Raw genomic sequence first — 18,639 nt, 5'->3', positions numbered from 1 at the left:
GACTCACCATGCCTTCCGCGGACATGCTAGGCGATCTTCGGCCAGGCATCGCGTTAGAAGGGCCGCTTCGCGGCAATACTTGCCAGGCGGCAACTATTAGGCCACGGTGGGAGCGGACGGGCTCCCTCAGTCAGTGGCATCGCGACAGTGCGTCCACATCAGCGGAGGCGATGACATGACGACGAGTACGTATTCCCCCGCCGCTCCGGCCCCTGCGGGCACCGGAGCGGCCAGCACCGCCACGGACTCGCCCGGCGGCGAGCTTCCCTGGATCGAGGACACGGGGAAGGTCTCCCCACGGGACGCGCGGAAGCTGTCGAAGCTCTTCTTCGACCGGCTCCAGGTCCTCGAAGAAGGCACACGCGAGTACCAGTACGCCAGAAACACACTGATCGAGATGAACCAGTCCCTGGTCAGATTCGCCGCACGGCGCTTCCGGAATCTCGGCAGCGGTGACATGGAGGATGTCCTCCAGGTCGGCACGATCGGTCTGATCAAGGCCATCGACCGGTTCGACCTCTCCCGTGAGGTGGAGTTCAGCTCCTTCGCCGTGCCGTACATCCACGGCGAGATCAAGCGGTTCTTCCGGGACACCACCTGGGCCGTGCATGTGCCGCGCAGACTCCAGGAGTTGCGTACGGACCTGGTCAAGGCACAGGACCTGCTGACCGACAGATTCGGCCGCGCGCCGACGGTGGCCGAGCTGGCGGAACATCTGGAGCTGACCGAGGAAGAGGTCATCGACGGGCGTGTCGCCGCCAACGGCTACACGGCCGGATCGCTCGATCTCCCGGGCGAGAGCGGGGACGACGGACCGGAAAGTACCGCCGGGCGCGCCTTCGCCGACACGCTCGGCGCGTGCGATCCGGCCATGGAGCTGGTCGAGGACTTCCAGGCGCTGGCCCCGCTGCTGGGGGAGCTCGACGAACGGCAACGCGGAATCGTCGAGATGCGGTTCGGGCGCGAGATGACACAGGCCCAGATCGGGGCCGAGCTGGGGGTGTCGCAGATGCATGTGTCCCGGCTGCTCTCCGGCATCCTGAGCACCTTGCGCACGGGCATGCTCGCCGAGGAGTGAGCCTCCGGGGAGTTGGGGGTGCGGGTGCGCACCCCCAACCTCCCGCTCAGCCCTCGGCCGACGGCGTCCGCCCGGCGTCCGGAGCGGGGGGTCCCGGCTCCGCGCCCTGTCCGGTGTCCTGCCGGCCGGACCAGTCGAGACAGAGGGCGAGCGCGTCGTCCGTCGTGTCCGCCTTGCGGAAGTCGCTCAGCGCGCGCAGCACGGCACGCGGCACCGTCGCCGCCGGGAGCAGGCTGGTGGAGTGGATGGCACGGGCCAGCGCCCGTTCGCCGTACAGCTCCCCGTCCGGCGACAGCGCCTCGTACACGCCGTCGCTCACCATCAGCAGCCGGTCGCCCGGCAGTACGTGGAAATCCTGGGCCTCGTAGTGGGACTCCTCGAACATGCCGAGCGGAAGCTGTGCCTCCAGGGGGACGCGCTCGACCGTCCTGCCGCGCTGGCGCCACAGCTGCGGCGAGCCCGCGTCCACGACCTCCACGCGGCCGGTCGCCAGTTCGAAGCGCATCAGAAGGGTCGACACGTACGAGGCGCCCCGGTGCTGCTGGTAGAGCGCCTGGTCGGCGAGGGCGGCCTGGCCCGCGATGTCGAGGCCCGAGCGACGCGCGTTGCGCAGGGCGTTGACGGCGAGATTGCTGAGCAGGGACGCCTGGATGCCTTCGCCCATGCCGTTGGTGACGGCGACGGTGAGCTGCTCGTCGTCGGCGGCCCAGTCGAAGTTGTCGCCGTGAATGGCGTAGGCCGGCTCCAGATGGGCGCCGATGGCGAACTCCTCGGCGCTGCACGCGCGCGCCGGGAGGAGCTGCCACTGCATCTCGGCCGCGAGCGTGAGCCGGGTGACCCGGCGGGCGCGCTGGTAGGCGTCGGTGTCCCGCTCGGCGACCATGATCTCGTGCCCGAGCAGGGCGGCGACCTGCGTCAGCTCGTCCACCGCCTCCGGGGTGGACCGGTCGCCGGGCAGCCGCACGGAGAGGATGCCGGTGCGTTCGCCGCGGACGGTCACCGGCAGATGGTGATCGACGGCGTCGCCGTGCCGGACCTGCTGCTCGCGCGGTTCCTGGCTGCCGAAGGCGCGGCCCTCGGGGCTGTTGTAGAGGGAGAGCGGCTGCTCCTTGCCGGGGAGGGGGTCGTACGGGGTGAGGACCGTGAAGCCGTAGTCGGCGAGGAAGAGCTGTACGCGCGTCGCGCCGTGCGAGGCGGCGAGCGCGTCGCGCACCTTGTCCACGAGCGCGTACGGGGCGGCTGCCCGCACCGATCTTCCGAGTTCATCGTCGCGTTGCGTCACGGTCTCTCAGACATTCTTGGTAGGGGGACGGGGGCGGGCCCGCGGACGGCCCGGTGGGCGGCCTCGTGGGCGGGGCAGAGCTGACAGAGGTCGGCGTCGGGTGACAGAGTGGACGGATGTCCCCCCTCACCGGTCAACCGCGTCAGCGCGAGAAGATGTCCGAGGCCGCTCGTGCCGCCTCGGAGCTGCTCGAGGTGTTGTGGGGGCGCGGCCAGGAGGCGGCGCCGTCGGGGACGGTGTCGCCCTCGCAGCTCAGGGCCCTGCTCGTGCTGGAGAAGTACGACGGGACGAATCTTCGCTCGCTCGGCCAGGCGCTCGGCTCGCGCCCTCCGTCGGTCAGCCGGCTGTGCGACCGGATGGAGGCGCTGGGCCTGGTGGAGCGGCGTACGAGTACGACCAGCCGCCGTGAGGTGGAGCTGCGGCTGAGCCCGCGCGGACGCAAGGTGCTGGACGAGTACCGGGCGATACGGGCCCGGGAGGTCAGCGCCGTACTGGACGGCATGGACCCCGCGGCGGTGGCCGCGCTCACGGAGGGGCTGACCGCGTTCCACGCGGCGGCGTCCGCCCGGCTCGACGCCGCGGCGCAGGCCCGTTCCACGGACGACGACCAGGGCACTGCGGCGGACAGCGCCTGACGTCATCGCGCCCCATTTCCGCGTACGAGTGGTGGATGGTGCGGGGTCGGAGTGCGGTCCCGCCGAGACTATTGCCGCAGGGAAACAATCCCTGTCGGTGCAGCTTAACAGCGCGTTAGGCCGGGCTCAGAACAGGCGCGGCAGCTTGACCACGGTCACGAAGAAGTCGTCGATCTGCTGGATCGCCTTGATGAACTGGTCGAGGTCGACGGGCTTGGTGACGTAGGCGTTGGCGTGGAGCTTGTAGCTGCGCAGGATGTCCTCCTCGGCCGCCGACGTGGTGAGGACCACCACCGGGATATGGCTGAGGTCGGGGTCCGACTTGACCTTCTCCAGCACCTGCCGGCCGTCGTACTTGGGCAGATTCAGATCCAGCAGGATGAGATCGGGGCGGGGGGCCTCGGTGTGCTCGCCCCGCTGGTACAGGAAGTCCAGGGCTTCCAGACCGTCCCGTACGACATGCAGCGTGTTGCCGATCTTGTTGTCCTCGAACGCCTCCCGTGTCATGAGTTCGTCGCCCGCGTCGTCCTCGACCAGGAGGACCTCGACGGGCTGCGGCTGGGACGAAGTGCTCATACGGTGCTTCCTTCGGTGGTGGGTGCCGGCGATGACGGCCCGACGGCGACGGGCCGCGCCTCTTCGACGGGGAGGGTGAAGGCGATACGGGTGCCGTCGGTGTAATCCGTGTCGATCCAGATGTGGCCGCCGCTGTGCTCGACGACCTTCTTGCACAGTGACAGACCGATGCCGGTGCCCGCGTAAGCGTCCCTGGCATGCAGCCGCTGGAAGATGATGAAGACCTTCTCGGCGAACTCCTCGGGGATGCCGATTCCGTTGTCGGTGACGGTGAACGTCCAGGAGTCGTCGTCCTCCGTGCGTTCGGCCGCGATGGTGACGCGCGGGTCCCGGTCGGGGTGGCGGAACTTGACCGCGTTCCCCAGGAGGTTCTGCCAGACCATCGTGAGCAGCGTCGGGTCGCCCACCACCTGGGGCAGCTCCGCGGGGCGCTCGACCTCGGCACCGGTCTCCTCGATGGTCACCGAGAGATTCCGTACGGCGCGGTCCAGGGCCGCGTCGAGAAGAACCTGTTCCTGCGCGTCCTGGACCCGGCCGACGCGGGAGAAGGTGAGCAGGTCGTTGATCAGGACCTGCATACGCTTGGCGCCGTCGACGGCGAAGCCGATGTACTGCGTGGCCCGCTCGTCGAGCTGGTCCCCGTAGCGCTTCTCCAGCAGCTGGCAGAAGGAGGCGACCTTGCGCAGCGGCTCCTGGAGGTCGTGCGAGGCGACGTACGCGAACTGTTCCAGCTCGGCGTTGGAACGCCGCAGCTCCACGGCGCCCGCGTCCAGGTCGGCGGTCTGACGGGCCAGCTCCTCCTCGTTGGTCCGGGAGGTGGCGAGTTCGCTGACGACCCGCAGCCGCATGCCCTCCACCGCCTGGGCGAGGGTCCGCAGGTCGGCCGGCCCGTGCGCGGGGATCGCGTGGTCGAAGTCCCCGTCGGCGACCCGCCGGGACGCGGTACGGACCGTGTCCAGCGGCCGGACCACCGTGAAGTGCACGAGGACGGTGATGGCCGCCCCGGTCAGCAGGAACGCCACCAGGGCGGCGATCAGCGCCCGGTCGCGGTCGGAGCGGGCCTCGGAGAAGTCGGCCCGGGCCTGGCGCTGTTCGTCCCCGAGATGTGTCTGCTGGGCGTCGAGCGCCGCGCGTACCCGGTCGAAGGCCCGCTTCGCCTCCGTCACCGAGGCGGGCTCGTCACCCGCGCCGGCCAGCGCCGGGTCGGCGAACTCGGTGCGCCACTCGCGCGCCGCCCGGTCGACCGCGCGCAGGTCCGCCACCGGCCGGTCGAGCCCGTCGAGCAGGGCGACCAGCCGCTCACGTGCCTGGGTCTCGTCGAGGAGGCCGCGCCGGTAGGGCTCCAGCAGGGTCTCGTCCTTGGTGAGGAGATAGCCGCGTACGCCGGTCTCCTGGTTGAGCAGGGCGGCCTGGAGGCGGAACGCCTGGGTACGGGCCGGAGCCACCTCGTCGATGAGGTGGTCGCCGGTGTCGGTGGTGCGCGCCAGGACTGTCGCGGCCACTCCCCCGGCGACCAGCGTCATGAGGCAGAGCGCGGCGACGGCCAGCAGGAACCAGCCCTGGACGGTCAGCCGCCTCATTATCCGCACCCGGTGGCCGAACGGCGGCGGGGGCGCCGTGGGCCGGGACGGCGGGGTGGTCCCCTCGGGCGGTACGTCTCCGGAGGGCGGCGGATCGGAGGAGGAGCGCGGTGCTCCGACGGAGAGGCGGGTCGTCTCGGACATCAGTTGGCACCGTTCCATTCGAGGTGGAGCACGGCGACGTCGTCCGCCAGACCTCCGCCGCTCGCCGCGAGGCTCTGCGCGGTGTTGATCAGCGTGTCGACGAACGCGTCGGCCGGTTCGTGCGTGTGGCGCCGGGCGATCTCCAGGAGACCCTGCTCCCCGAGCCGTTCGAAACCCGTGCCGACCCGTCCCTCGATGAGCCCGTCCGTGAACATCATCACAGCGCCGTCCCGGTGGACGGGGACGGGCGTCACGGGCCAGGACACGAGGCCGGGCAGCAGGCCGAGTACCGGACCTCCCGGTACCTCCTCCAGGTGTACACCTCTCTCCGGCGAGCGGATCAGCACCCCGGGGTGGCCGGCGCGCTGGAGGTTCATGTGCTCGTCGGCCGGCGAGCGGGTCAGACAGGTGAGGGTCGCGAAGATCTCGGGACCGGACCGCTCGGCCACCAGGATCTGTTCGAGCAGGGCGAGGAGTTGCTGACCACGGGCGCCCGCCAGGACGAAGGAGCGCCACGCGACCCGCAGGCAGACGCCGAGTGCCGCCTCGTCGGGGCCGTGTCCGGAGACGTCGCCCACGACCGCGTGGGTCATACCGTCCGGGGTCTGGACGACGTCGTAGAAGTCACCGCCGAGCAGGGCCTGGGAGCGGCCGGGCTGGTAGCGGGCGCAGACCGCGACCGTCGTGTCGTGGAGCAGCGGGGTGGGGAGCAGGCCGCGTTCGAGGCGGGCGTTCTCCTGGGCGCGGAGCCGGCTCGTCTGGAGGGCGGACGCGGCCTGTTCGGTGTGCTTGCGCTGTATCGCGTAGCGGATCGCGCGGACGAACAGGTCGGGCTCCAGCCGCCCCTTGATCAGGTAGTCCTGGGCTCCGGCGGCCACGGCGGCGAGTCCGGACCGTTCCTCGGCGAGCCCGGTCAGTACGACCACGGCCGAGGCGCCGGCATGGACGAGGACCCGTTCGAGGGCTTCCAGACCCTGCGCGTCGGGGAGATGGAGATCGAGCAGGATGCACTGCGGAATCTCCGCCTCCAGCGCGGTGACGGCCTCCGCGAGGGTCCTCGCGAGGCTCAGCCGCAGCGGGACCTCGCTGTCCGCGACGAGTTCCTCGACGAGGAGCGCGTCGCCGGGGTCGTCCTCGATCAACAGCACGGTGGGCGGGCGGCCGTTCCACAGCGCCTGCGTGGCGTCGTCCCCCCGCGTCGTGTCCCGGCTGGCAGGGACCTGGCCCCGGGTGCCGGGGGACGAGGGGGTGCCGGGTCTGCCCGAGGTGGATTTCACAGCTGTGTTCGGGCGGGTGCCCATGGCAGTTGTTCTCCTCTCGCCACTGGCGCCGCAGCCCGTGGGACCTCCGGGTGCGTCCGCGTTGAGACTAAAGCGATCAGTTACCCCATGACAACATTTTCCTGGATCACCCTCGGGCGACCGCCGGGGCCGCGCGCCCGCCCGACCGGCCGCCCGACCGGCGGTCCGACCGCCGGTCAGACACCCGGGGACATCGAGCGCCCGCGCGCGGGACGACGGTTCCGGAGTACCCGAAAGAGATCCTGGCAGAGACGAGGACCGTGGAGTGCGGATCGATCACAACTGGCCCGCACCGCCGAGGCCCCGGGGGGCCGATGCGGCCGGGGACCGGGGGCGGCAAGGGCCGGGACCCGGCGGCGCCCCGTCTGCCGCACGCAGGAGGCCGTTGGGACTGAAAGGGTTCAGCGGCGCCGCTCAATTCCCCTGCCCGGAGGGGAAATATGCGCGCGACTCCTTGACCGACCAGGGAGCCGCCCCTACTTTCCGTCAGTGAATCGATTCACTGTCGAATTGTTCTGGGGTTGACGTGATCAGTAGACGCCGCATGCTCACCACCACGACCGCAGCAGCGCTGGGCACCACCCTCGCCACGGCCGCCACGCCGTCGGCACAGGCCGCCGACGCGTCGGTCGCCGCCGGACCGGGCCGGGCCGGCGCGCTCCGGGTCGGCCCGCCGACCGTCGAGTACGTACGCAATCCGCTGGGCCTCGACACCCCGGAGCCCCGGCTGAGCTGGCCCCTGGTGTCCGAGACGAACGGCCAGGCGCAGAGCGCGTACCAGATCCGGGTCGCCACCCGTCCCGACCGGCTTGCCGAGCCCGACGTGTGGGACAGCGGCAAGGTCGTGTCGGACCGGTCGGTCCTCGTGCCGTACGCGGGGCCCGCGCTCAAGCCCCTGACCCGGTATCACTGGTCGGTCCGGGTCTGGAACGCCTCCGGCGAGGTCTCCGGCTGGAGCGAGAGCGCCTGGTGGGAGACGGGGCTGATGAGCACGGCTGCCTGGTCCGCTCGGTGGATCGCCGCGCCGGCCACGCTGACCACCGCCCCGAGCCTGCGGGGCGCGTCCTGGATCTGGTTCCCCGAGGGCGAGCCGACCGACAACCTGCCCGCCGGGACCCGTTGGTTCCGCCGCGCCGTCGACGTCCCGGCCGGCGTCACCGGCGCCCGGCTCGTGATCGGCGCCGACGACGCGTACACCGTGTACGTGAACGGCACCGAGGTGAGCCGGACCGAACCCGACGGGCCCGCCGAGAACTGGCGCCGGCCGGCCGTCGTGGACGTCACGGCCCAGCTGCGCGCGGGCGCCAACGTCGTGGCGGCGTCCGCGGTCAACGCCACCGCGAGTCCGGCCGGTCTCATCGCCGTGCTGGAAGTCACCTCCGCCGACGGCACCGCCGCCGTCCGTACCGACGGCACGTGGCGCACGACGGACCAGGAGCCGTCCGGCGCCGACGGCGCGTGGCGGCTGGCCGGTTACGACGACAGCGCCTGGCCCGCCGCGAAGGCGGGTCCCGCCTGGGGCTCCGGGCCGTGGGGCGCGGTGGCGCCCGCGCACTTCCCCGCCACCCAGCTCCGGCACGGCTTCCGGCTGGCGGACAAGCCCGTGGCGAGCGCCCGTCTGTACACGACGGCGCTCGGCCACTACGAGGCGCACCTCAACGGACAGCGGGTCGGCAAGGACCAGTTCGCTCCCGGCTGGACCGACTACCGCCGGCGGGTCCAGTACCAGACGTACGACGTCACCGGGCTCGTCCGGCGGGGCGCCAACGCGCTCGGGGCGCATCTCGCGCTCGGCTGGTACGGCGGGAATCTCGGCATGTTCGGTCCGCACCACTACGGCGACCGGCCCGCGCTGCTGGCCCAGTTGGAGGTCGTCTATCAGGACGGGACGAGGGAGCGGGTCGTGTCGGGGGACGGCTGGCGGGCCGCTCCCGGGCCGATCGTGTCGGCCGACATGCAGGCGGGCGAGGAGTACGACGCGCGCCTGGAGACCAAGGGCTGGACCTCGCCCGGTTTCGACGACGCGGGGTGGCTCGCCGCCGAGCGGGTCGACGGGGTGGAGACGGAGATCGTCGCGGAGCTGGACGGCCCGGTGCGGATCATGAAAGAGCTGCCCGCCAAGAAGGTCACCCGCGTGGCTCCGGGGGTCTTCGTCTTCGACCTCGGGCAGAACATGGTCGGTTCGGTACGGCTCCGGGTGTCGGGCGAGGCGGGTACGACCGTGAGGCTGCGCCACGCCGAGGTGCTGAACCCGGACGGGTCCCTCTACACGGCCAACCTCCGTTCGGCGCGGGCCACCGACACCTACACCCTCCGGGGCGGGGGCGAGGAGACGTACGAGCCGCGCTTCACCTTCCACGGTTTCCGCTACGTCGAGGTCACCGGCTTCCCGGGCACACCGCGGGCGAGCGCGGTCACCGGCCGGGTCATGCACACGTCGGCGCCGTTCACCTTCGAGTTCGAGTCGGACGTCCCGATGCTCAACCAGCTGCACAGCAACATCAGTTGGGGTCAGCGCTCCAACTTCCTCTCCATTCCGACCGACACCCCCGCCCGGGACGAACGGCTCGGCTGGACCGGCGACATCAATGTCTTCGCCCCCACCGCCACCTACGTGATGGAGTCGGCGCGCTTCCTCACCAAGTGGCTCCAGGACCTGCGGGACGCGCAGACGGACGCCGGTTCGTTCACCCATGTCGCGCCCGACATCGGCAACGTCGGTGACGGCGCGGCCGGTTGGGGCGACGCGGGGGTCACGGTGCCGTGGGCGCTGTACCAGGCGTACGGCGACGAGCGGATCCTGGAGCAGTCGTGGGACTCGCTGCTGGGGTGGCTGGACTATCTGCGTGAGCACAGCGACGGCCTCCTGCGTCCGGCGGAGGGGTTCGGCGACTGGCTGAACATCGAGGACGAGACACCGAAGGACGTCATCGGTACCGCCTACTTCGCGCACAGCGCGGATCTCACCGCGCGCGTCGCGCGGGTGCTGGGGAAGGACCCCGCGCCGTACGAGACGCTGTTCGGCCAGGTCCGCGACGCCTTCCGGGCGGCGTACGTGGGCGCGGACGGCAGGGTGAAGGGGGACACGCAGACGGCGTACGTGCTCGCCCTGTCGATGGATCTGCTGCCGGAAGCGGCCCGGAAGCCCGCAGCGGACCGGCTGGTGGCGCTGATCGAGGCGAAGGACTGGCATCTGTCGACCGGGTTCCTCGGCACGCCCCGGCTGCTGCCGGTGCTCACCGCCGCCGGCCGCACCGATGTCGCCTACCGGCTGCTGCACCGGCGCACCTTCCCCGGCTGGGGGTACCAGATCGAGAACGGCGCGACCACGATGTGGGAGCGCTGGGACTCCATCAGGCCGGACGGCGGTTTCCAGGACGCCGGGATGAACTCCTTCAACCACTACGCCTACGGGTCGGTCGGCGAGTGGATGTACGCGAACGTCGCGGGCATCGCGCCGGGCCGGCCCGGCTTCAAGGAGATCGTGATCAGGCCGCGCCCCGGTGGTGAGGTGCGGCGGGCCGGGGGCCGGTACGCGTCGGTCTACGGGCCGGTGACCACCCGCTGGGAGTCCGGGCCCGGCGGTTTCGAGCTGGAGTGCGCCGTGCCGCCCAACACCACGGCGCAGGTGTGGGTGCCGGCCCGGAGGGCGGCTGACGTCAGGCACAGGGGCGCGACGTTCCTGCGGATGGAGGACGGTTGCGCGGTGTACGCGGTGGCGTCGGGGCGCCATCGGTTCACCGTCTGATCCCCGACCGGGGCGGTCCGCGCCGGCCGGGTACGGGAGGCTCTTCCGTACCCGGCTGGCTCTCCCCGCTCCCGGTCAGGCGCGCGCGGTCAGCGCCCGTACGTGCTCGCGCACCTGTTCCGGTGTCAGATAGGCGTCGGTGTACTCGAAGTCGTGCAGCGTGGCCCGTTTCTGGGCCTGGAAACCGGTCCGTACGAAGTCGTCCCCGGCGACGGCGTTGAGCATCCAGTTGGTCAGCACCCGCGCCTTGGCGACATTGGTGCGCATCGCCGACCAGTGATAGCCGCGGGCGACGGCCTGGGCGGGCATCCCGCGCAGTTCGACGCCCATCGGCTTGGAGACGGCGTCCCTGCCGCCGAGGTCGACGACCAGTCCCAGATCCTTGTGCTCGTAGCGCCGCAGCGGTTGTCGGCGCACGGTGGCGATGATGTTGTCCGCGGCCGTACGGCCCTGCCGCATCGCGTGCTGGGCGGTGGGCGGGCAGACCGCGTCGCCGCCCTTGGTCAGGTCCGGCACCGCGGCGGCGTCGCCGAGCGCGAAGACTCCGTCGAGTGTCCTGACCCGCAGCTCGGGCGAGACGACGAGCCGGCCGTGTACCTTCTCGGCGTCGAACGTGCCGACGAGCGGGCTCGCGACCACGCCTGCCGTCCAGATGAGCGTGCGGCAGGGCAGCACCCGGCCGTCGGTGAAGGTCACCTCGTCGGGCCCGACCGCGGAGACCGACACGCCGAGCGACACCTCGATCCCGCGCCTGCGGAGGATGCCGAGGGCGGTGGTGCCGAGCCTGTCGCCGAGTTCGGGCATGAGCTTCGGGGCGATGTCGATGAGATGCCATTTGATCTGGTCCGGGTCCAGCCTCGGATACCGGCGCAGTGCGCCGCTGGTGACGCGTTGCAGGGCGGCTGCCGTCTCCGTACCCGCGTAGCCGCCGCCGACCACGACGAACCGGAGGCGGGCCTCGCGCTCCTTCTCGTCCAGGCTGGCGTCCGCGAGGTCGAGCTGTGCGACGACGTGGTCACGGATGTAGGCGGCCTCGGCGAGCGTCTTCATGCCGCGCGCGTGGTCGACGAGTCCGGGGATGTCGAAGGTGCGGGTGACACTGCCGGGGGCCAGCACGAGGTAGTCGTAGGGCAGGTCGGCGATCTCCCCGGTGATCTTCCGGACGACGCAGATCCTGGCCTTGGGATCCACTCCGATGGCCCCGCCGGGGACGATCCGCGTGCGGTGCTTCCTGCTGCGGCGCAGTGAGATCGCGATGGCCTGCGGGGGCAGGACTCCCGAGGCGACCTGGGGCAGCAACGGCAGATAGAGCTGGTACGAGAACGGGGTGACCAGGCTGATCTCCGCCTCTCCCGGTACCAGTTTCCGCTCCAGGCGCCGCACGGCCGCGGAACCCGCGAAGCCTGCTCCCACTACGAGAATCCTCGGTCGTGCCACGGTGTCCGTCCTTTCCCGGTCCTGCTGGGTCGCCCCTTCACCTTCCCCGGGTCCGGTTTCTCTCACGGTTCTCCCACGGACGGACTCACTCCGTCGCGGACTTCACCACCGCGGTGCTGTTCCTGACGACCAGTCGCGTACCGAACTCGATCCGGGTGTCGGCCTGGTCGGGGCGGGCGTCGGAGCGGGTGTCCGGCCGGGGCCCGCCGCTCTGGTAGCCGCGCCGGAGCCGCAGCAGCATCTGGGCGGCCTCCTCGGCCATCTCCAGCAGCGGCTGGTGGACGGTGGTCAGCGCGGGGCTCGACCACTGGGCCAGCGGGATGTCGTCGTAGCCGACCACGGAGAGGTCCTCGGGCACCTGGACGCCGAGCACCCGTGCGGCCTCCAGTACGCCGAGTGCCTGTAGGTCGCTCCCGGCGAAGATCGCGGTCGGCGGTTCGCTGAGCCGGAGCAGTTCCATCGCGTGGTGGTAGCCGGCCTGGACATGGAAGTCGCCGAACCGCACGAGGCGGGGGTCGACCTCGACACCGGCCATCGCCATGGCGGAGCGGAAGCCGTCGAGGCGGGCGAGGGAGCAGAGCATGTCCTCGGGACCGGTGACGACGGCGATGCCGCGGTGTCCGAGGTCGAGCAGATGGCGGGTGGCGGCCAGTCCGCCGGCCCAGTTGGCGGATCCCACGGAGGGTACGTCGGGTTCCGGGTCGCCCGCCGGATCGATGATCACGAACGGGATGGCGCGTGACCACAGCTTCTTCTTGAGCTCGTCGGGGAGGGTGGAGAAGACCAGCACCACCCCGAGCGGGCGGCGGCGCAGAACGCCCTCCACCCACTCGGCGCCCGGGGAGTGCCGGGTCCCCGTCTCGGTGAGGACGACGCTGGCGCCGGCGCTCTTGGCGACGTTCTGCATGCCCCGGATGAGCTCCATCGACCAGGCGCTGTCCAGCTCGTGGAAGACGATCTCGATGAGCGGAGCCTCGGGGGGAGACGCCGAGGAGCGTCGGTAGCCGTGCGCCTCCAGCAGTTCCTCGACCTTGACACGCGTCGGGGCGGACACATCGGGGCGCCCGTTGAGCACCTTCGAAACTGTCGAAAGGGAAACACCCGCCTGGGTGGCCACCTGAGCGAGGGTGACTCGCCCCGTACTCCTGTCGTCTCGCATGGACTGAAGGATAAAGCACGGCGTTGTGTAACGGTTTCGTCGAGTGGTGACAGCGATGTTGACCGGCCCTTGAGCGGACCTTACGGTCGCTCTCCACAGAGACTTTCGATCAGATTCCCGATACTTTCGAAGGGTCGACCGATGAAGACACGCGCACGGTTCCGTCGAGCCGTCGCAGGAGGCGCGGCGCTCGCTCTCAGTCTGGGCCTCGCGGCCTGTGGCGGCGGCTCGTCCTCCGGCAGTTCGGACGAGTTCCACGTACTGGTCTACGGCGATGCCACGAACCGGGTGGAGGAGCGCATCGTCGCGACCTTCAACAAGACCTCCGACGTGAAGGCGGTCCTGGACACCGTCCCCGGCGCCGACTACCAGCAGAAGCTCCAGACGGTCATCAACACCCCGCAGGCCCCCGACGTGTTCTTCAACTGGGGCGGCGGCAGCATCACGCCCTTCGTCGAGGCGGATCTGCTGCTGCCGCTCGACGACATGATCAAGAAGGAGCCGGGGCTCAAGTCGAACTTCCTCCCGTCCGTCTTCGAGACCGCCCAGGTCGACGGGAAGTCGTACGGCGTGCCGATGCGCGGCACCCAGCCCGTGCTGCTCTTCCACAACAAGAAGGTCCTCGGCAACGCAGGTGTCGAAGCGCCCAAGACCTGGGACGAGCTGCTGGCCGCCGTGAAGACCCTGAAGGGCGAGGGCGTCACGCCCATCGCTCTCGGCGGCGGCGACCGGTGGACCACGATGATGTGGTTCGAGTATCTGTACGACCGCGTGGCGGGACCCGAGCTGTTCAAGGAGGCCCTGGCCGGCGACAAGGAGGTCTGGGAGAGCGCCGACAGCAGGAAGGCGCTGGACATGCTGAAGGAGCTCATCGACGCGGGCGCCTTCGGTACCAACTACGACTCGGTCAAGTTCACCGACGGCGGCTCTCCGGCCCTGCTGTCGAGCGGCAGGGCGGCCTTCGAGCTGATGGGGTCGTGGGCCTACTCCACCCAGCAGGAGGCGAACCCCGACTTCGCCAAGAACGACCTCGGTTACAGCGCCTTCCCGGGTGTCGAGGGCGGCAAGGGCGACGCGGCCAACCTCGTCGGCAACACCAACAACTTCTACTCGGTCCGCGCGTCGACCGAACACGCCGACGAGATAGCCGAGTTCCTGAAGCTCATGTACTCGGACGAGTTCGTCGAGTCGCAGCTCGCGATCGGCAATCTGCCGACCACCACGAACACCGGGAAGTTCCTGGGCTCCGCCGACAACCCGGAGTATCTGAAGTACCAGTACGACCTGGTGGACAAGGCGCCCGCGTTCCAGCTCTCGTGGGACCAGGCGTATCCGCCGAAGAACATGACCCCCATCTATGTGGCGGTCCAGCAGTTCTTCAACGGGCAGCTCGACGCGGACGGATTCATCAAGGCCATGCAAGCCCTCACGACCGCCTGAGAGGGACATCCTTCATGGTCTCGGTTTCCCCCACCCCTCCCCTGGCGAAGGACGGGCCCCGGCCCGCCCGGGCCCGGGGGCCGGCCGGTCCCGGTGCCCGGCGCCGGACCGGCCGGCCCGGTATCGGCTGGGCCCTGCCCGCCGTCGTGTTCTTCGCGCTGTTCGCCGTCGTGCCGCTGGTGCTGGTGGCCGTCCTGTCCTTCACCACCTGGTCGGGCCTGGGCTCACCGGAGTTCGCCGGATTCGACAACTGGGTCACGCTCTTCCAGGACCCGGTGATGATCAAGAGTCTGTGGCTGAGCGTGCTGCTCACCGTCCTGGGGGTGGTGGTCCAGACCCCGTTGAGCATTCTGCTCGGAGTCTGGGCCGCGGGCCCGCAGCGCAACCGGGCCGTGCTGTCGGCGGTCTTCTTCGTGCCGCTGCTGCTGTCCGCGACCGCCGTCTCGGTGCTGTGGCGGGCCCTGCTCGACCCGAACTTCGGCGTCCCCGCGGAGGCCGAATGGCTCTTCGGGGACGGCAATCTCCTCGGCAGCCGTACGGGAGCCATCTCCGTACTGGTGCTGGTGAGCGCCTGGCAGTACACGCCGCTGCACGCGCTGATCTACCAGGGCGCGACACGCGCGATCCCGGCGGTTCTCTACCAGGCCGCCGAGATCGACGGCGCCGGGCGGGTGCGTCAGTTCCTCCACGTCACCCTGCCGCAGCTGCGCAACTCCATCATCACGTCGGTGATCCTGATGGTCGTCGGGGGTCTCACCACCTTCGACACGGTCCTGATCCTCACCCAGGGCGGACCGGGCACCGACACCACCATCAGCGCCTACTACATGTACCAGAAGGCCTTCAAGGGCTTCGAGTTCGGCGCGGGCGCGGCCATCGCGCTGCTGCTGGTCCTGGTGGCCACCGCCGTCTCGCTGGTCGTGGTGCGGGTCTCCGGCTACGACCGGATGGCCGGCACCAAGGAAGGCATGTGATGAGGCGCCGACCCAACTACCTGGCGGGCGTGGGTGTCACCCTGTGGCTCTTCGTCGTCGGCCTGCCGCTGTACGTCATGCTCGGCGCCGGGGTGCAGTCGCGCCCGGACTACCAGTCGGGCGGCCCGCTGGGCTTCCCCGACCACGTCACCTTCCAGAACTACCTCGACAGCTTCTCGAACGGCTTCGGCCGGTACTTCGTGAACACGCTGATCGTGACGGCCAGTGTCGTCGCGATCGTCGTCCTCCTCGTCCCACCGCTGGCGTTCACGATCGTCCGCAACCGGGGCCGCGCCACGTCGGGTGTCTTCCGGCTCTTCCTGCTGGGCCTGGCGATCCCCGCCCAGGCGGTGATCGTGCCCATGTTCTACGTGATCAGCGAGGCGGGGCTCTACGACAACCTCATCGGCGTCATCCTGCCGACGGCCGCGTTCTGCATGCCGGTCTGCGTGCTCATCCTGACCGGCACCATGCGCGACATCACCGACGACCTCTTCGAGGCGATGGCCATCGACGGCGCCGACGCGCGGCGGGTGTTCTTCCAGCTCGTCGTGCCGCTGTCGAAGAGCGGACTGTCCACCGTCGTGGTGTTCGCCGCGCTCCAGGCGTGGAACGGGTTCCTCTTCCCGCTCGTGCTCACCCAGTCCGAGGAGTCGAAGGTGATCACCCTCGGTCTGTACAACTTCCAGACCCAGCACGGCATCGAGATCCCGGGCCTGCTGGCCGCCGTGGTGCTGTCCACCGTGCCTGTCCTGCTCGTCTACCTGTTCGCCCGGCGGGCCCTGGTCCAGGGGCTGATGGGCGTCGGAGGGAAGTGACCGACAACGTGACCACCGACGCCCCCTCGGGCACGCAGAACGCCACCGCCCGTGCGGACGGCGGCCCCGCCGCACTCCACGACGACCGCTCCCGGACGGCGGCCCGTGCCGCCCGCGTCGAGGAGCTCATCGCCGCGATGACCCTCCAGGAGAAGCTGGCCCAGCTGTACGGCCTGTGGGCGGGCGCCTCCGCCGACGGCGCCGAAGTCGCCCCGCACCAGCACGACATGGACGAGCCGCCCGCCCTGGACGAGCTGCTCCCGGACGGACTCGGCCAGCTGACCCGGCCGTTCGGGACCGTCCCGGTCGATCCCGCCCTGGGCGCGCTGTCCCTGATGCGCACCCAGGAACGGATCGTCGCGGGCAACCGGTTCGGCATTCCGGCGATCGCGCACGACGAGTGCCTGGCGGGCTTCGCCGCCTGGGGCGCCACCACCTATCCGGTCCCGCTCTCCTGGGGCGCGTCCTTCGATCCCGGCCTGGTGCGGGTGATGGCGGCGGCGATCGGGAGCGACATGCGGTCGGTGGGCGTCCATCAGGGGCTGGCCCCCGTGCTGGACGTGGTGCGCGACGCGCGGTGGGGCCGGGTCGAGGAGACCATCGGCGAGGACCCGTATCTCGTCGGGACCATCGCCACCGCGTACGTCCAGGGGCTGGAGTCCACCGGTCTGGTCGCCACCCTGAAACACTTCGTCGGCTACTCGGCCTCCCGTGCCGGGCGCAATCTGGCACCGGTGAGCATGGGCACCCGGGAGCGCGCCGATGTCATGCTCCCGCCCTTCGAGATGGCGATCAGGGAGAGCGGCGCACGGTCGGTGATGCACGCCTACACGGACACCGACGGCATACCCGCCGCGGCGGACGAGGGGCTGCTGACCGGGCTGCTCCGGGACACCTGGGGCTTCGAAGGCACGGTCGTGGCCGACTACTTCGGCATCGCGTTCCTCAAGTCCCTGCACGGGGTGGCCGGGGACTGGGGACAGGCCGCGGCGATCGCCCTGACCGCCGGGGTCGATGTCGAGCTGCCCACCGTGAAGACGTTCGCCCGTCCCCTGCGGGAGGCCGTCGCCGCCGGCCTGCTGACGACGGAGGTGATCGACCGGGCGCTGCGCCGGGTGCTGACGCAGAAGGCCCAGCTCGGCCTGCTGGACCCGGACTGGAGCCCCCGGCCGCCCGCCCTGGCGGACGTCGCTCTCGACGCGCCGGAGCGGCTGCGCGACACCGTGAGCCTGGACAGCGACGCGCACCGGGACATCTCCCGCCGCCTCGCGGAGCGATCGGTGATCCTGCTGCGCAACGACGGGGTCCTGCCGCTGGAGCGGCCCGCCCGGATCGCGGTGATCGGCCCCCAGGCCGACACCCCCACCGCGGTCCTCGGCTGCTACTCCTTCCCCGTCCATGTGGGGTCCCAGCACCCCGGCACCCCGGCCGGGGTGCAACTGCCCACGCTGCTCCAGTCGTTGATGTCGGAGTTCCCCGGGTGCGAGATCGTCACCGCCGCCGGGTGCGGCGTCGACTCGCCGGTCACCGATGGATTCGCCGCCGCGCTGCGGGCGGTGCGCGGGGCGGATGTGATCGTGGCCGCGCTCGGCGACCGGGCGGGCCTCTTCGGCCGGGGCACGAGCGGCGAGGGCTGTGACGCGGAGTCGCTGGCCCTGCCGGGCGTACAGCAGCAGTTGCTCGACACCCTGCTGGCCACCGGTACGCCGGTGGTGGTCACGCTGCTCGCGGGGCGGCCGTACGCGCTGGGCGAGGCGGCCGTGAACACCTCGGCCGCGCTCGTGCAGACGTTCTTCCCCGGGCAGGAGGGCACACGCGCGATCGCGGGGGTGCTGAGCGGCCGGGTCGAGCCGTCGGGCCGGCTGCCGGTGAGCGTTCCGAGGCGGCCGGGCGGGCAGCCGGCCACCTATCTGGCGGCCCGGCTGGCGCGGGCCGGCGACTCGTCGAATGTCGATCCGACGCCCGCGTTCGCGTTCGGGCACGGGCTGACGTACACCACGTTCGTCTGGTCCGCGCTCACGGCCGACAGCACGGCCCCGACCGACGGCGAGCTGGCGCTCTCCTTCACCGTGCGCAACACCGGCGGCCGGGCGGGCACGGAGGTGGTGCAGCTGTATCTGCACGACGCGGTCGCCTCGGTCGTGCAGCCGGTCCAGCGCCTCGTGGGCTATCTGCGGGTGCCGCTGGAGCCGGGCGAGGCGGCGCGGATCAGCGCCGTCGTCCCCGCCGATCTGGCCTCCTTCACCGGGCGGGACGGGCGCCGGATCGTGGAGCCGGGCGAGCTTGAGCTGCGGCTCGGCGCCTCCAGCGCCGACACCCGGCTCACCGCCCGGGTCACTCTCACCGGCGCCGTACGGGAGGTGGACCACACCCGCGCGCTGCATGCCCGGATACACCGGGAGGCGACGGAATAGATCACCCTGATGCGGGGTCAGCACAGGTGAATATCAGGGCATATGACTCGTCA

The 18,639-nt window shown here is 70.8% G+C and carries 13 protein-coding genes; 7 read left to right on the top strand and 6 right to left on the bottom strand.

Features of this window, described 5'->3' with window-relative positions; genetic code table 11:
• Positions 1-175 precede the first annotated feature (175 nt).
• Positions 176-1,078, top strand: a complete 903-nt coding sequence (locus ACFWU9_RS18290) for a SigB/SigF/SigG family RNA polymerase sigma factor (protein WP_384319484.1) — start codon at positions 176-178, stop codon at positions 1,076-1,078.
• Positions 1,079-1,124: 46 nt separating this feature from the next.
• Here the strand turns inward: ACFWU9_RS18290 and ACFWU9_RS18285 are convergent, their stop codons facing one another.
• A complete protein-coding gene (locus ACFWU9_RS18285) occupies positions 1,125-2,360 on the bottom strand; it encodes a PP2C family protein-serine/threonine phosphatase (protein ID WP_384319482.1) in 1,236 nt (411 codons plus the stop codon).
• 116 nt (positions 2,361-2,476) lie between these two features.
• On the opposite strand from ACFWU9_RS18285, the gene ACFWU9_RS18280 reads away from it, so the two are divergent.
• Positions 2,477-2,995 carry a MarR family winged helix-turn-helix transcriptional regulator gene (locus ACFWU9_RS18280; RefSeq protein ID WP_384319480.1) on the top strand — a complete coding sequence of 173 codons (519 nt, stop codon included), beginning with the start codon at positions 2,477-2,479 and terminating at the stop codon, positions 2,993-2,995.
• Positions 2,996-3,121: 126 nt separating this feature from the next.
• Here the strand turns inward: ACFWU9_RS18280 and ACFWU9_RS18275 are convergent, their stop codons facing one another.
• The 3 genes from ACFWU9_RS18275 to ACFWU9_RS18265 all read right to left on the bottom strand — a co-directional run bounded on the left by ACFWU9_RS18275 (position 3,122) and on the right by ACFWU9_RS18265 (position 6,596).
• On the bottom strand, positions 3,122-3,571 hold the full coding sequence (locus ACFWU9_RS18275) for a response regulator (protein WP_384319478.1): 450 nt from the start codon (positions 3,569-3,571) through the stop codon (positions 3,122-3,124).
• A complete protein-coding gene (locus ACFWU9_RS18270; protein ID WP_384319585.1) occupies positions 3,568-5,151 on the bottom strand; it encodes an ATP-binding protein in 1,584 nt (527 codons plus the stop codon). The genes ACFWU9_RS18275 and ACFWU9_RS18270 overlap by 4 nt, the downstream gene beginning before the upstream one ends.
• 143 nt (positions 5,152-5,294) lie before the next feature.
• Positions 5,295-6,596, bottom strand: coding sequence for a PP2C family protein-serine/threonine phosphatase (locus ACFWU9_RS18265; RefSeq protein ID WP_384319476.1), 1,302 nt, complete (start codon positions 6,594-6,596; stop codon positions 5,295-5,297).
• A gap of 526 nt (positions 6,597-7,122) precedes the next feature.
• Here ACFWU9_RS18265 and ACFWU9_RS18260 point away from each other — a divergent pair.
• Positions 7,123-10,344, top strand: a complete 3,222-nt coding sequence (locus ACFWU9_RS18260) for an alpha-L-rhamnosidase (protein WP_384319474.1) — start codon at positions 7,123-7,125, stop codon at positions 10,342-10,344.
• A gap of 75 nt (positions 10,345-10,419) precedes the next feature.
• Here the strand turns inward: ACFWU9_RS18260 and ACFWU9_RS18255 are convergent, their stop codons facing one another.
• Entirely contained in the window at positions 10,420-11,781 is a 1,362-nt protein-coding gene (locus ACFWU9_RS18255) for an NAD(P)/FAD-dependent oxidoreductase (RefSeq protein WP_384319472.1), read from the bottom strand.
• An 85-nt stretch (positions 11,782-11,866) separates the two neighbouring features.
• Positions 11,867-12,940: a LacI family DNA-binding transcriptional regulator gene (locus ACFWU9_RS18250; protein WP_384319470.1), complete on the bottom strand. Its 1,074-nt coding sequence runs from the start codon at positions 12,938-12,940 to the stop codon at positions 11,867-11,869.
• A gap of 141 nt (positions 12,941-13,081) precedes the next feature.
• On the opposite strand from ACFWU9_RS18250, the gene ACFWU9_RS18245 reads away from it, so the two are divergent.
• Genes ACFWU9_RS18245 through ACFWU9_RS18230 form a run of 4 tightly spaced genes read left to right on the top strand, consistent with a single transcriptional unit; the run spans position 13,082 to position 18,586 of the window.
• Positions 13,082-14,380, top strand: coding sequence for an ABC transporter substrate-binding protein (locus ACFWU9_RS18245; protein WP_384319468.1), 1,299 nt, complete (start codon positions 13,082-13,084; stop codon positions 14,378-14,380).
• Between the two features lie 14 nt (positions 14,381-14,394).
• Complete coding sequence (locus tag ACFWU9_RS18240) at positions 14,395-15,354, top strand: carbohydrate ABC transporter permease (RefSeq protein ID WP_384319466.1); 960 nt, start codon at positions 14,395-14,397, stop codon at positions 15,352-15,354.
• Positions 15,354-16,172: a carbohydrate ABC transporter permease gene (locus ACFWU9_RS18235; protein ID WP_384319464.1), complete on the top strand. Its 819-nt coding sequence runs from the start codon at positions 15,354-15,356 to the stop codon at positions 16,170-16,172. The genes ACFWU9_RS18240 and ACFWU9_RS18235 overlap by 1 nt, the downstream gene beginning before the upstream one ends.
• A complete protein-coding gene (locus ACFWU9_RS18230; RefSeq protein ID WP_384319462.1) occupies positions 16,169-18,586 on the top strand; it encodes a glycoside hydrolase family 3 N-terminal domain-containing protein in 2,418 nt (805 codons plus the stop codon). Before ACFWU9_RS18235 ends, ACFWU9_RS18230 begins: the two co-directional genes overlap by 4 nt.
• Positions 18,587-18,639 lie beyond the last annotated feature (53 nt).

This window comes from Streptomyces sp. NPDC058653 (assembly GCF_042716895.1).
GTDB lineage: Bacteria > Actinomycetota > Actinomycetes > Streptomycetales > Streptomycetaceae > Streptomyces.
The sequence above is the reverse complement of the archived record's forward strand: the minus strand, read 5'-3'. Positions and strand labels throughout refer to the sequence as shown.